We start from the raw sequence: 14,814 nt of genomic DNA, 5'->3' as shown, positions 1-14,814 counted from the left end.
ACAGCATAGCAACGCAAAACACTGAAATTCGCACAGTTGCTAAATCGTTACCTCTATTTCTCAAATAATTCGCTAAAAGTTTATTTCTCAATCGGTTAAGTCAAACCGAGAAAAATCTATAATAGTAATGTACCCACCTCTCTTTCCGATTTTTTACGAGATAATATCGATGTTAAATTTATAACCGAACTATTCAATAAAGAGAACCTATTGGATGCGCTCAAAGAAGCAGTTCCCCGCCTATGGTCTTTATTATCGGACTCAGTTGACTTATTATTCAGCGTATTCACCATATTCATTATCTTACTATATGTTATCTTCATTTTATTAGACTACGAAAGCATCGCAGAAGGTTGGACGCATCTCGTGCCTATGAAATACCGTTCTTTCGTGGTAGGCATACTAAATGACGTAAAAGTAGGTATGAACAGATACTTCCGCGGACAGGCATTCGTAGCCTTATGTGTTGGCATTTTATTCAGCATAGGCTTTCTTATCATAGACTTCCCATTGGCCATAGGTCTCGGTCTGTTCATCGGGGCATTGAATATGGTGCCTTATCTTCAAATCATCGGTTTGGTTCCTACTATCATACTGGCAATCCTGAAAGCCTCCGACACAGGCGGGAATTTTTGGATAATCATCGCCTCAGCCATGGCAGTATTCATTGTAGTGCAAACCATCCAAGACGGATTCATCGTGCCACGTGTTATGGGGAAAATTACCGGACTAAATCCTGCTATCATCCTATTATCACTTTCCATATGGGGTTCATTAATGGGAATGTTGGGAATGATTATCGCGCTACCGCTCACAACGCTGATGCTCTCCTACTATCAACGTTTCATTATCAACAGAGAAAATATTCATAAGGCAGAATCAATTGATAATCAAATAAAAGAAATAAACAACTAAAATAATGCAAACTTTTTTCGTTATAAGTCTTGCATATTAAATATAAAGTCCATATCTTTGCACCCGCTTAACAGCAATAAGGATTGATTCGCTAGCTCAGCAGGTAGAGCACAACACTTTTAATGTTGGGGTCTTGGGTTCGAGCCCCAAGCGGATCACTTGAAAATCAAGCAGCTATCTAAAAAGATAGCTGCTTTTTTCTTTTGTATATACTGCGATTTGACGGCTTTGATGTGGGCAACGTAAACCAGTAAACCGTATGACTGAAACAATCAAGTACTGTGTTACAAATCAAAAACACTTAGTAATGGTGAACATCCTCTCATGTTATGTGTCTGTAAAGACGGAAAACGGAAGTACCAAAGTCTTGGCGTATCCATAAAAGCAGAGCAATGGGATTTCAAGGCAAACCAGCCAAAAGCCAAATGTCCAAATCGTGAAAGAATAACCATTCTCATAAACGAAAAAATCACAGAAATACAAAAGGCAGCTTTAGACAAGAGAACACTATGCAAGGGTATTGGATCAGAATATTTTCAAGGATATGCAAAAAGTAAATAGCTGCCTGTCGGAATTGGCTATATAATAAAGATAGTAGCTAATATTGAAAAAGGATTGGGAAGAATGAATTTCATTTTCTCAATCCTTTTCTTTTATAGTAAGTTTTCCAGAACTCAATATGAAGCATTAACAAAGATAAATTCTGTATTTAGCCTGTTTAAGTCCAAACCTTCGGTTTGAATAAAAATCTTCCTCTACATTTCATTCCGAGCGTATTTTTATCCAAAGACTTGCACAGACTAAACACTTCACTGGAAAAGTCAATGATTAAAATTAAATTCCGAAAAACAATGTTTTCTAAATCTTCTACAAAAGAAACATTTCCTATTAAATTCAAAACAAGATATACAACAAAAAAACATATGATAAGGATATGGCTATTACCACTGCGTTTTCGGACAATACCTTAAAACGTCTTTTTCATTACTTGCCCAAGAATAAGATGCAGTTATTGGTAAATCAAATTTATATGGAAACTCTATTAAAGTTATAGCTTTGTAACCATCCATGTCAATAGGAGAAAACTCTCCACCGGGTTCATCATGCATGAAAAAGTCACCTTGCAGAGCATTACAATGCTCACAATGATTCGCCCAATACTTTCCATTAACAGTTTTAGAAAATCCCAGTTTAAAAGTAGGAAAACGTGAACATACAATATCTAAAATTTCTTTCTCTATATAACCAGGCATATAGAAAAAAGAAAAATAATCTTGGAGATACCATTCTTGTAATGCCTCATCATCATCTGAATATTCATATATCCAAAATTTATTAGATGCAAAAGCTATCACGTCAATCATACCGCCACACTTCCAACAAGTTTTTTGAGTTACCCCTATCCAGAAAGGTGCTTTTGCGATTATTGATACCTTATCTGTGTCAATCCATTGAGAAAATAAATTGATGTCTTTATAATCGGGAACAAACCATGTCTTATTATCTTTATCCCAAAAAGCACCTTTTTCTTTTGCCAAATCTTTTTCGGAATAAGGCACATTTATTTTTAGCGGCATAATTTACATTTTAAATTTAACTTTCATATGAAAAACTCATGCTTACAAAAATACTAAATTAATAAGATATACATCAAATTAAATATAAAAATCTAACTAAATAAGATTGAGATTCAAGTGTTTTTAGGTTTCAAAAGTATAATTTCCACCTTAATAAAAAAGCTTTCCTTTTAAGATAGTGGAAATCATACTCTTTTAGATAGTTATTCTTTCCAACTTTCAAAGTAGTACTTTTGGAGCAGTTTATCAATATCGCTTTGGCGATAGATGATTTTACCTTTTATCTAGATAAAGGGGATTAGCCCTGTATCTCGCCACTCCTGCAAGGTTCGCAAACTGACATTCAGTTTCTTGGAAACTTCATTGTTAGAAAGAAAGCATTCCCCGTTCAGGTGAGACTTGTAATGCTTGACGATAGATTCAATGTCGTCCAGCATCGAATCGAGCGAAGAAATAAATTCTTGGACTTGTAGGGTATCTTTATTTATTAATTCCATGATTGAAAGATTGTTTTATTGAAATATTGATTGGGACAATCATGTGTGGCCAAAAGGGTCAAAGTCGCGTGACTTTTCCATTTGCCACCGGATTGAGCTCTGCTGCATAGCGGGAGTCCAGCACCAACCGACACAATGAGCGCCAATAGCCATCCCCACCTTTCCACTCCTGTAATGCTGGTATCACAAATGGCTTAGAATTTTCCGTCTTTAGCCCTGGCACAAACAGTATGCAAGACACTGCTCCCAATAACACACCTGCCTTAAACACCTACAGCACTTTACCAAAGAGAAACTGCCCAAAAACAAAATAGTCATTTTCACATCATGAAATATCCACCTCATGTAGTTTGGTACAAAAACATCAATCCAAGCATTATGCTTGGTAATCCATCTATCCAAAGCAAATTCCATACTATTTATTTTAAAGTTTCAGTTCACTCTACAAGAGTGATTTTTACAAAAGTAACTCCATGCTAAGGGACTTGTGCCCAAAATTCCCCTTTATACTCCCCTAAATCCTTTTGATGCCACAAATCACAAACAGAAACTTTTTCTGTATTTCCAAGGCCTGCATCATAGACCATAGATTATTAATTTATGGTCTATGATACTTTGGGGGTTAGGATATATTTCTCCTTTACCATCGGTTTTGACCAAGAAGGAATTAGTGCAATTTCCCCGCGCCCTATCAGCACAAGCAAGAAACAACCACACCGTTAATAAACACAAACTCACTCTCATCTCAACTGGTCTTTATTTTATCATCGGATTAACAAACAACTCATCCATATACACGTGTTGCGAAGCTTCGAAAGCCACCTTCATATAACGGATGCTTTCATCCAATTGATCAAATAACAAGTTTTCAATCCATGCATCATGCCGATTGTTCGGGAAATGAGGGGTATCCTTGATAGAAGCCAATCTATATTCTTTTCCATCCAACGAAGTAAACAGATAAACTTTCAGCGGCATACCTATTCCATCTAAATTATAGTCCAGCATACGAAGCATGACTTTCCGTAGTCTGGTCTTTTTCTGCAAATCTACCACAAGCTCATGATAACCTTTCTCGAATTTCACCCAACGGGCATCTTTACTGTCTTCCTCTGCAACCCTGCCATCAAGCAATGCCTTCAAATCCGCTTTTCCCGACACCATGTCCATGGTAGCCCCGTTAGCCAATCTCTCCATAAAGGCAGCTTCGGCCAATTGCCAGCAGCCAATCCGCCTTTTCCAGTCCATATAGTCATTGTATACTTTATGTGACCACACCGGTTGCCCCAACTGATAAGTTGACGTGGGACTTTCTATGATTCCACAAACCATAAATGAGATAATCCTGTCAACCCCTGCCACAGAAGCAGCCACTTGTTGGGATAAAAGGCGCGGATAAGCGGCAGGAATCAAGGCCGAAGAACGGTCGTTGGTTCCCTGTTCCCAAGTGAAAGTCTCACAATTGGCCCACATCTCAATATTCAGACGGTTGTGGATGTCTCTCAACCGTTGCCAAGTCTTCTTTAAGCGAGGCAACATGAATTTATTGCGTACACAGCCCACTTCGTCCTGATAGGCTATGATGTCGACTTTCAGCTTTGCCAATTGTTTCTCATACTCCGGATTATCAAAATCAGACAGTCCGATACCATAAGGAGAAATCAGTGTCTTCTTACCCGGAGTCAATGCATTTGCCTTTTGGGTCAATGCATTAACCGATTGTACAGCATGTTCTGCAAAAATGGGGCAAAGACAATCCTCTACCGGCAAATACCAGCCATAAAAGGCTTTATGATTCTTATAAAAGACAGCCAGTTCCTCCATAATTTGCAATTGGCGTTGTTTGACAGCAGGATCCTGCAAATTATCATCCTGGTCTTTTGCCCATCCAGTACTCATAAAAACCTTCATGTCATATCGGGCAGCCTCATCAAGAATGGCTTCCACAGGACTCTGTTTATCTTTATCATACCACCAGGGCATTAATTGAGAGGGATAATAAGCCTTACCCTCATTGGCAACTTCCATGAATACCAGATATTCAATGCCCATAGCCGACAGCTCCCGCACTTTAGCTTTCCATAATTCCGGATCCGTATTATCAAAACTCTGCGGATTGGTATATCTATTACGTACATCCTTATATGCCAGATTTATCCAAGTACCAGTAATGGACTTCACCCTCAAAACAGATTCCTTCACCTTCTGTTTTCTCTGTCGGCCAGAAACATCATTGCCAGCAAAAACTACTGCCGACGGCAGTACGGCTGATATCATCAATAACCCCAACAGGATTGGCAGAAAATTCCTCTTCATAATATACACATTTTTTTAATTAAAAAAGAGAACAAACATCAAGGCAATCAATAGATTAGTAGATTTAGACCCCCTTTGAATTCCTTCCAAATAAACACCCCCCATAATGCGGCAACCATCGTAGCCCCTTGTCCCAACCCATAGGAAATGGCAGCACCGGCTGTTCCGGCAGCAATATAACTGCACGCTGTTCCCAACGCCCAAATGGCACCCCCCAAAATACCAACCAAATGAGTATTCATATTTCCTTTGAAGTATTGACTGTAAGCCACAGGCACCCCCGTAAAAGGTTTCCTCATTAACAAAGAGTTGAATAGGAAGTTACTGATAAAGATACCTATTGCAAACACAAACAAGGCAGAATACGGAGTCATCATACCAACAGCAGGCGATTCCAGATTTTCCAAATCCATAGCAGCGGCAACAAAACGATAGAAAAACGCCATCAGAATACCAGCGCAGACAGCAATCAGAACTCCTCTTTTTCGGACAGTCTGACCTGATACTTCAGAAACTTTACCGGAAGCAATCCCATTAAAAACAATGGCCAACACAATCAAGAAGACACCCCCAAAAAGAGTGACAGGATCCCCCTTCGGTACACTGAAGTAATTGACAAATACGCCTAATACCAACGCCAACCCCACCCCTATCGGGAAAGCAACCGACATACCAGCCAACGACATGGAAGCCGACAACAATATATTCGAGGCATTGAATATGACGCCCCCCAGAAAAGCGCTCCAAAAATTCTCCATACCAACTTGCTGCAAGTCCTGCATAAATCCGCGTCCCCCTTCTCCAATGCTGCCCAGTGTCAAGCCCCAAACCAAAGAAAAAAGAAGTATACCAATCACATAATCCCAATAGAACAATTCATAGCGCCATGTTTGGGCTGACAATTTTTGAGTATTTCCCCATGATCCCCAGCATAACATCGTGACCCAGCACAACGCTACCGCCAATCCGTAACTTTCAACTATAAACATAATCGTGATATTTAATATTGTTTTTAATGATTACAACTCTTCACGGTAAGGAATAGAAGACTGGGCTCCCATTCTGGTTACAGCTATGGATGAAGCTTTTGAAGCCATCACAGCAGCTTGTTTCAAGTCCATGCCCTCTGACAATCCTACGCACAAAGCCCCATTAAACGTATCTCCGGCAGCTGTAGTGTCAACAGGCTCCACTTTGAAAGCATCTATACGATAAGAAACGCCCTCTTCCCTTATAAGACATCCTTTCGAACCCAAAGTGATAATTACATTCTTTACCCCCATCGCGCAAATCTCTTCCGCCACTTTCTCAACATCGGCATCATTGGCAATCTTTATGCCCGTAAGCATCTCCGCCTCGATGCGGTTCGGAGTGACCATGTACAGATGCCGGAACAATTCTTTGGGAAGACTGCGGGCAGGAGCCGGATTCAGCACCACCTTCACTCCTTTCCCGAAAGCCTTTCTGGCAGCATACTCCACTGTTTGAAGCGGAATTTCCAATTGCATCAAGAGGATATCTCCCTCACACATTTCCTCCAACATTTTATCCACATCTTGTTCGTTCAACAACATGTTGGCACCGGATGCCACTACAATACTATTCTCCGCATGATCGTCCACGCTGATCAGAGCTACTCCGGAAGCAGAATCTTCATCGAGAGCAATATATCTTGTATCAATTCCTTCCTTTTTAAAATAACCGACAGATTGCCGACCTAATACATCATTCCCCAATTTTGCCATAAATATCAGATTGCCGCCCAATCTCTTTATTGCAACAGCCTGATTTGCTCCTTTTCCACCCTGGTTCATAAAGAATTCCCCTCCCAGAATCGTCTCACCGGGAGCAGGCAGATGAGAAGTTCTCACCACCATGTCCACATTGGAACTGCCAATCACTATAATTTTTTTCATAACACTATATTATAAATAAATTCAATCTATTCATCATCGTGCCCGGAAGAACACAGGAGGTGTATCTCCGACATCGGATACTGCCACACGAGCCGTTATTACCTTTTCATCTCCCGGAAAGAGCGTAATAAAATTGTCACTCCAGAATACCGGATTAATCTCCTTACCCCGGACGTCCAGCAAAGTCAGATGATTGAAATGGGACAAACGATCCGATTCGTTCTTCAAACAAATAGAAAAGACATATTCCCCTTCCTCTTGGGTAACTTCAACCTCCTCCTTCAATTCCGGTTTCTTCATAGAAGTGAACCAAAAGAAATCCATATGCTGGGAATAGAACCAATATAGGTTCTCGGACAGAAGTTTACCGTATTTATCATGCAGCTCCAGCTTCACAAAGTAATTATAAGAGTATTTTCCACACCGGGGCACCGTAACAATCTCCTGATAGCAATCGGGAGAAACAGTTATCCGCTGGGAGTCCTCCCAAGCCACTTCCATGTCATTGTTGATAACTTTAGCCGTCACTTTCACGTCTTGCAGTGTCTGATGGGAGGCATTAATCACAGAAACCCTAAAATCATTCGCATTCAACTGTACGTGCACCGGTTCCATAGCTTTTTTTGCAAAATAATAAGAAGCATTGGGAGCCAGATACCAGTCGTATATCTGCCAGCACACATCGGGCCAGCAAGAATTAATCTTCCAAATCATCACACCGGAAGTAATATCCCACATCCGGTGATTAGCCGCTTCAAACATAGCACGATAACCATCGGCATTCAGGAACTGGGCATTGTCGGCATATTCTTTTGCCGTCTTCGGATCACCGAACATCGTACGAATGGCATTGTCATAAGAGCGATAGCAATAATTACTTACATCCCAAGCACCATGTTCAGCCCAAATGCTATCCAATGGGAAAATAGGGCTGTTTACATTAGCCGTACTCTCCGCGGTAGGAATAAATTTCCGGAGGCTGTTGTACGTCGGCATGGAAGGCATCCCCAGTTCATTGCGGAACATCTGCAAATGGACCTCACGCACTTTATCAAAGAAGTAGGAAGAAGGCGCCCAATTATAGTCGGGCGCACCGTCATCCGTCGTACCTGTTGGTAGATCTTCTTTCAGATAAGGAGTCAAGGCGTCTACATCCCAATGAAAACTGGTAGTCGGAAGATAAACACGCGTAGTATCGATACTCCTCACTTTCTCCTTGGTCAGCTTGTACAAGCTTTCATTCATCAAGACCTCATTGGCTCCTATCCATGAAATAATAGAAGGGTGATTGCGATAGCGGAGCATCATATCTTCCACTCCTGCCACCGCCAGACCATGATCCAGAGGATTGTCAGCAGTTTCAGTTCCAGGAGTCATGCGGAAACATTGATAGAAAACATGCCACCACATCAGGCCATATTTGTCAAAACTTTCAAACCAGATTTCAGAAGGAGACGGCATATCTTCACTGCCAATCAGGTTGATGTTCGCTTCTGCCATCAGGCGGGCTTCATCATAGATACGTTTTTCAGATTCCTCCAACAAGATGTCCGGCTGTATCCAACCGCCCTTACAGAATATCCGCTTGCCATTCACATAATATACACGACCACATTCATCTCCCACCCGGTTCAGTCCACTTGCCACCTCACGGATTCCGAAATCAAATTCTTTGGTATCGGACACTTTTCCACCGATGCTAAAAGACAGTTTCATGTGATGCAAGTATTGCTCGCCATACCCATTCGGATACCACAAATACGGGTTTTCTATCAGCAAGGAAGGAAAGTCCTCAGGGGTCAGTTCCACTACTTTTCTCTCACCGGCACGCAGGGCTACTTTCTTCGTCAGCTTGATTGGCTTGAGGTATCCCTCCATATGCTTGGTATAAGTGGGAAATTTGACTTCGTTGATTAATGTAATCCAAGCATTCACCTTTCCCTCAACAAGCTTTGCAGAGGTATTCCTCACTTCAAGTTTAATGTTGACCTTTGCAAGCCCAGTGTCAACCTTCATAGGCATGGTAGTGGACTTTGGTAAAGTAGTGACAACAAAAGGATTTTCAATCAACACCTCGTCCGTGGCTTCCACTATCACTTTCTGGTAGATACCCATATTCCGGTCGCGAACCACGGGAGCGCAATCCCAGCCACCGGATATCTTCAATGTCTCATCCTTAAAGATATCGTAGGAATGTCCGCGTACAGGACCGAATACTTTCAACTGGGTGCCGGGAGTCGGGACGCCCGGATGATCCACCTGATAAATTTTTATCGCAATACAATTGTTAGCTCCGGCATGGGCATATCCGGTTATATCAAGTTTAAAGCGACGAAACATACCCACAATATCTTTTTTATCAGCAACCTGACGACCATTTACCCAGACATCTGCCCGGTAGTTAATGCCGTTCAAGATCAGCCATACTTTCTTGCCTTTATATGATTTGGGAAGAACAACTTCCGTACGATACCAGTATGGATCTTGCCAAGGATTACGGCCACTTTTCAGGTAGTTGTATTTAGATAGGTCCATCCGGACATTAAATTCATCCGACACATCCGGAATCAGGTAATTATTCAGGCCGATTCTCGGATCAGGATATACGTTTTCCTTCACCAAAGCGTTCAACACGGTAGTGGGCACAGTGGCCTGATACCATCCGGCAGTGGGATAAGCCAATTGCGAGACCTCAGCAGATCCGGCGTTTAGCTCGGAAGAATTGATAATCTTCCAATTCTCCAGTTCAAGAGATTGGGCATTGACGAACAACATGTTACATATCAACAGTATAAAAAAGAGTTTTCTCATAGTTTCTTGTTATTTTAATATTAATGCAGCCGCACCAATAAATCCGGCATTGTCTCCCAAGGCAGCTGGCAGCAAAGTAATATGCCGATCAGCTGAACGACAAATGAATTTACGAAATAGCCACTCTGCCTTGTCCCAGTATAAATCGGAAGATTTCAGAACAGATCCGCCTATGATGACAATTTCGGGATCGGTAATATTCACTGTCCATGACAAAGCATGAGCTAATGCCTGGGCAAAAACATCCCATACCTGCAAAGCCATTTTATCACCGGACCGTGCCAGTTCGGCTATACGATAAGCCGGCAACTCCTCCTTTGTATATTCTTTATAAAGACGGGTGACGGCATTGCCGGATACATAGTCTTCCAATATCCCTTCTTTATAAGGTGAAGTCCATACTTCTCCAGCACAACCGGAATGCCCACGCCATACTTTTCCTCCATTAATCCAAGCACATCCTATCCCCATTCCTAAGGTAAAACCCAGGACTGAACCGGCATTCCGACCCGCTCCCCATAATGCCTCTGCATAAATCAGCGCATTGGCATCATTATCAAGGATCACCCGCAACGGAAATACTTGTTCAACGGTGTCTTTCAACGGGAAATAGTTCAAAGTGGGAAGATTCTCAACATCCAGCAGTATACCTTTATCTATATCGAGAGGTCCGGTACACCCGATACCAATGCCCTGAATATCGTAATCCGCAGCATCAGCCAGAATATTTTTCAACAGAGAAAACAAATTGGCAATAATCACTTCGCCGGGTTCTTTCGGATTAGTTGCAATAGTACGGGGAGAAGCATAAACCAATCCCTCTCCGCCAACAATACCCGCACTGATCTTTGTGCCTCCGATATCGACTCCTATGGCTGCCTTTCTTCGTCCCATCATTATTCTATTGAAGTCACTTTAGCACCATGTGTAAAACTGCCGGGCACCAGTTCCATTTCTTCCGCCCAAGCATTCACTATCAGCTGAACAGGAACAATGGACGGAATTGCAAACAAATCAGGGTCTCCGCAATGAACATTGATTTCCAGCAAATTCACACTTTCAATGCCGGAGGAGATATCCGATACCAGGATCACTTTACCATTAAAAGACAGAACATCAGCCACAAGCCTGATGCTCAGCCGATAAACACCGGACCGTGAATGCGAATAAATGATACAGATAAAGCCAGGGCCTACCATCTCCAGTGGACCATGGCGAAACTCACCGCCCAACAAAGCTGAAGCCGGAGTCTTGGTAGCCTCCATAAACATCAGGGCGGTTTGGGCAACGCTTGCAAAAACCGTACCCCTGCCTATCACTTGAACAAACGGATGCCCACTTAAAAAAGCGACCGAACGGGATAAATAAATCCCCCCTTTCTCAAGCTGAAGACCGACTTCCCGAACGACACTATCTAAAAGAGCATTATCTACCCTGCGACCATCCAATGCTCCTGCAAGCAGATACACTACCAGATAGGTGGTGATAAATGTCTTCGTAGATGTCATTTCCTCCCTCCCAGCCTTACATAGCAGACTGAGAGTAGCCATCGCCGCTAAAGAACTTCCAGACTCATTTGTGACCCCAACCACTGTCAATCGTGAATGATGCCGTTCACCAAGTTGTTTAAGCAATTCAATCACCTCATAGCTCTCGCCTGACTGTGAGATGGCAACCAATAAAGTGCGCTCTGTCAGAACTGAAGACTGAAAATGCAATAACTCGCCGGCATTGATAGCAAAAGCGGGTATATTATAAGCGGTCATCATGATCGCGGCAGCTTGTGATACAAAATAAGAACTTCCCATACCGGTAAGTACTATTTTGTCATAGTCACCGGTTGTCCACAGAGTACAGACAGCATCCAAACGCTCCTTCCCTTCTCTTGAATGATAATAGCCAAGAGTACGTTCCAACATTTCCGGTTGTTCTTGTATTTCTTTGATGAACTGATTCATAAAAAATATTTGTTTTTTATTGATTAAACACTACCAATTCCGCCAATGAGCTATTTTATTGCATCAACAACACATCTCTATTAGGATAAACAGATATAGATAACAGCGCTTCATCACTTTCTTTTTTATTTACGTTTTTTATTCCTATATTTCAGTTCTTTCAAGTATTTCATATATCCATTGAATAAATCAATGGTACGAGCCTCGCCTATGCGAATAGACATTTTGGGGTCATTGAACACACCGGGGAACTGATAGCAAAGAATTTTCTCAAAATTATCAAACAGATTCAGGTCGCGAATTATCTCTTCAACCGGACGTGGATACAAAGAATTGTCTGGATTAAAGAGGAATACTTCCAAATCAAACCAGAAATGAGCGTTTGCATCATCACATGCCTTTTGCAACATATCAGCAGCCTGCTTACCTGTCAAATCACCTTCCGGCATACGAGCAAAGCCAAATGGGCATAAAATGTCCAAATAGTTTAAAAGTTCCGGATAAGTATCCATACCATTAGGTACTTCAAAACTGTTGGTTGCCAACATCACCGGTTTACCCGGAGCAAAGCTGTTACAATAAGCCTTAAATTCCTTAAAGAAATTCACGATATCATCTTTTCTCTTTTTACGTATTTCGGGCAGTTGTTCCCAATTATCTAAACCGCCTCCACTTTCTTCAGACACATAAAAAGCATAAAAAGATTCGTGATGTCCATACATGTCCCAAAGTTCTTTGGCCACACGTTTATGCCACTCCAAAGATTCGGGAGTAAAATCGAACCAAGCAAACATACCCACGCCCATCAACACGTTCATACCTTGTTTATCAGCCTCGGATAGAATAGCTTCTATTGGGTCTTTAGCCGCAATATCCATGCGTCCGGGATATAACTTAGATGGATAAAAAGCCTTCCCTTGGTAATTATCTACATTTGTAGAATGCTTACCCACATATTGTTCATTACGGAAAACTTCTTGAATAACCATCATATTCATATCCAACTTATTCATTGAACGAACCAATTCGCGCCATTGATTATCGGTCATCTTCTTAATATCCTGATTCCAATGCTTTCCTTCAGTTTCACTCCAATGATAAATACCCGCCCATGCCCCAGATATTTGCTGTATGGAACGAATGTCCGACTGAATAACTTCGATTGAATTTACTTTCCGATATACGTTACCGCTTTCGGTAACCTTCAAGATCACCTTATGCTTTCCAACCTTATCCGCTGTAGGAATCACCACCTTCACCACATCCGATTTACCGGCAGCAATGTTCAACATGGTATCACAGAGCAGAGCAGATGCTTCTTCCTTCCCCCAATATAAAGAAACCTGATAAGTCTGTTCTACAGAGCTCTTATTTACAATTCCTCCACGAATATCTAACTTGACTTTATTCGTAATCTTTCCAGGTGGAATCAAGATCAAATCTATTAAGTCACCAGCTTGCACGCCTAGAGTACACAGCAGTGTAAAACAAAACAATAATATATTTTTCATGAATACAAAAAAGGTTTAACGAAATTTGCAATTAAACAATCTGATTAATAGAAACTATTTGGGAAAGTAACAAACGACTCTATTTCATTATTAGCAATCCGAATATAGGTATCAAACTTACGTTCACCTTCACGCAAAACAATGACGCGTGCGCCATTGGATGCCAAATCGTTATAAACTGTATTACCACCGGTATAACGACCATAAGCCAACAATACTTCCTTATAAGCCACAGCATAATCGTTATTATGATCGTGACCGACAAACATCCCCATTACATCTCCACACTCTTTAACCGAAGTAAAAAAGCCGGAATTGGTAGTAGGGCAACATACCATTTCAGCCTTGCAACCAAACATGCGATTTTTGTCTTCCATCAAAGCATCCTTATATTCAGGAATAGCAATGTGGAAGAAAGCCAATGCAGGCAGCGGAGTACCGCCATTATTTTCTGTAAACGTCTTGCTTTGTTCACGATACCAAGCAATCTGTTCAAATTTAATCCAATCATAACCAGGGACAGACTTTACCTGAGTATAAGAGTGCGAGTCAATACAATACAGGAGAGCTGCATCCTTATTCTTATCGGTAGAAGACTTCACAGTCAGGACATAGTCCGGAGCCACATCCCCAATACGAACAGGCATCAAATTACCCTTTTTCTTTGAAATGTAATCATACAATTCCTGACGTGTATGATCGTATTCATCATCATGATTACCAAATACTACTGCATAAGGTATATTACGACGAATACATACATCCAATACTATATCCCATCCTTTAAAAGATTCATTGGACACAACCGCATCTCCAGTAAAAACTACACAATCAGGATGTTCTGCATCCAACACTTCATTCATTCTATCCAATGCTATCTGAGAATTGGCTTGATCATCGTATTTATAATGAACATCGGTAAACTGAACGATTTTAAAATCTCCATTTTTACCAAATTTCAATGTCTTTGGCTGTGCCCAAACTGAACATACATTCAACACTGCCAACAAACAAAACAATATTTCATTCATCTTCATTTTTGCTATATATTAAACCCCAAGTTTTGGATTGTCCAAAACTTGATTAGTATGATTCATTAATCTTTTAGAAATCACGTAAGGCAAAACCTCATAAATTATGAGGTTGTGTCAAAATGCTGACACAGCCTTTTTTTATGCGCAAAGCCCAGACTTTCTCAAGCCCGGGCTTTGTTATTACCCAAAGTTTTCGTATCTTTAGGCATAAAGTTTTTCGTTATGGCAAAGTTACATTTTCGTCCTTACATTCCCAACCAAACCGTTCTTTTTCCACAA

Annotated in this window: 9 protein-coding genes, 1 tRNA gene and 5 pseudogenes; 4 read left to right on the top strand and 11 right to left on the bottom strand. The window is 41.2% G+C overall.

The window, feature by feature from the left end; translation table 11 throughout:
• Positions 1-117: 117 nt before the first annotated feature.
• From H8S52_RS18550 to H8S52_RS20080, 4 genes and pseudogenes are all read left to right on the top strand, one after another.
• Positions 118-915 (top strand): annotated as a pseudogene (locus H8S52_RS18550) (AI-2E family transporter); the annotation flags it as partial.
• 85 nt (positions 916-1,000) lie between these two features.
• Positions 1,001-1,073, top strand: a tRNA-Lys gene (locus H8S52_RS18545).
• 166 nt (positions 1,074-1,239) lie between these two features.
• Positions 1,240-1,359: pseudogene (locus H8S52_RS20210) on the top strand (Arm DNA-binding domain-containing protein); the annotation flags it as partial.
• A 58-nt stretch (positions 1,360-1,417) separates the two neighbouring features.
• Positions 1,418-1,501 (top strand): annotated as a pseudogene (locus H8S52_RS20080) (recombinase); the annotation flags it as partial.
• Positions 1,502-1,856: 355 nt separating this feature from the next.
• Here H8S52_RS20080 and H8S52_RS18535 read toward each other — a convergent pair.
• The 11 genes and pseudogenes from H8S52_RS18535 to H8S52_RS18490 all read right to left on the bottom strand — a co-directional run bounded on the left by H8S52_RS18535 (position 1,857) and on the right by H8S52_RS18490 (position 14,538).
• Positions 1,857-2,492: a DUF5710 domain-containing protein gene (locus H8S52_RS18535; protein WP_005800252.1), complete on the bottom strand. Its 636-nt coding sequence runs from the start codon at positions 2,490-2,492 to the stop codon at positions 1,857-1,859.
• 203 nt (positions 2,493-2,695) lie between these two features.
• A pseudogene (locus H8S52_RS18530) lies at positions 2,696-2,989 on the bottom strand (helix-turn-helix domain-containing protein).
• Positions 2,990-3,047: 58 nt separating this feature from the next.
• Positions 3,048-3,176: a hypothetical protein gene (locus H8S52_RS20075; RefSeq protein WP_255470126.1), complete on the bottom strand. Its 129-nt coding sequence runs from the start codon at positions 3,174-3,176 to the stop codon at positions 3,048-3,050.
• 569 nt (positions 3,177-3,745) lie between these two features.
• Entirely contained in the window at positions 3,746-5,305 is a 1,560-nt protein-coding gene (locus H8S52_RS18525) for a DUF4434 domain-containing protein (protein WP_186910365.1), read from the bottom strand.
• A gap of 15 nt (positions 5,306-5,320) precedes the next feature.
• A pseudogene (locus tag H8S52_RS18520) lies at positions 5,321-6,294 on the bottom strand (GRP family sugar transporter).
• A 30-nt stretch (positions 6,295-6,324) separates the two neighbouring features.
• Entirely contained in the window at positions 6,325-7,221 is an 897-nt protein-coding gene (gene rbsK, locus H8S52_RS18515; RefSeq protein WP_035447294.1) for a ribokinase, read from the bottom strand.
• A 33-nt stretch (positions 7,222-7,254) separates the two neighbouring features.
• On the bottom strand, positions 7,255-10,032 hold the full coding sequence (locus H8S52_RS18510) for a sugar-binding domain-containing protein (RefSeq protein WP_186910363.1): 2,778 nt from the start codon (positions 10,030-10,032) through the stop codon (positions 7,255-7,257).
• A 9-nt stretch (positions 10,033-10,041) separates the two neighbouring features.
• On the bottom strand, positions 10,042-10,929 hold the full coding sequence (locus H8S52_RS18505) for an ROK family protein (RefSeq protein WP_255470125.1): 888 nt from the start codon (positions 10,927-10,929) through the stop codon (positions 10,042-10,044).
• Positions 10,929-11,990, bottom strand: coding sequence for an SIS domain-containing protein (locus tag H8S52_RS18500; RefSeq protein WP_186910362.1), 1,062 nt, complete (start codon positions 11,988-11,990; stop codon positions 10,929-10,931). Before H8S52_RS18500 ends, H8S52_RS18505 begins: the two co-directional genes overlap by 1 nt.
• 125 nt (positions 11,991-12,115) lie before the next feature.
• The gene (locus H8S52_RS18495) at positions 12,116-13,501 is read right to left on the bottom strand and encodes a DUF4434 domain-containing protein (protein ID WP_117907276.1); all 1,386 of its coding nucleotides are present in this window, start codon (positions 13,499-13,501) and stop codon (positions 12,116-12,118) included.
• Between the two features lie 44 nt (positions 13,502-13,545).
• Positions 13,546-14,538 (bottom strand): metallophosphoesterase family protein, encoded by a 993-nt coding sequence (locus H8S52_RS18490; RefSeq protein ID WP_370527590.1) that lies wholly within the window; start codon positions 14,536-14,538, stop codon positions 13,546-13,548.
• Between the last annotated feature and the right edge of the window lie 276 nt (positions 14,539-14,814).

The sequence above is a fragment of the Bacteroides sp. NSJ-48 genome (assembly GCF_014287405.1).
Lineage (GTDB): Bacteria > Bacteroidota > Bacteroidia > Bacteroidales > Bacteroidaceae > Bacteroides > Bacteroides stercoris.
Note: the sequence above shows the minus strand (reverse complement) of the source record. Positions and strands in the feature narration are given on the sequence as shown.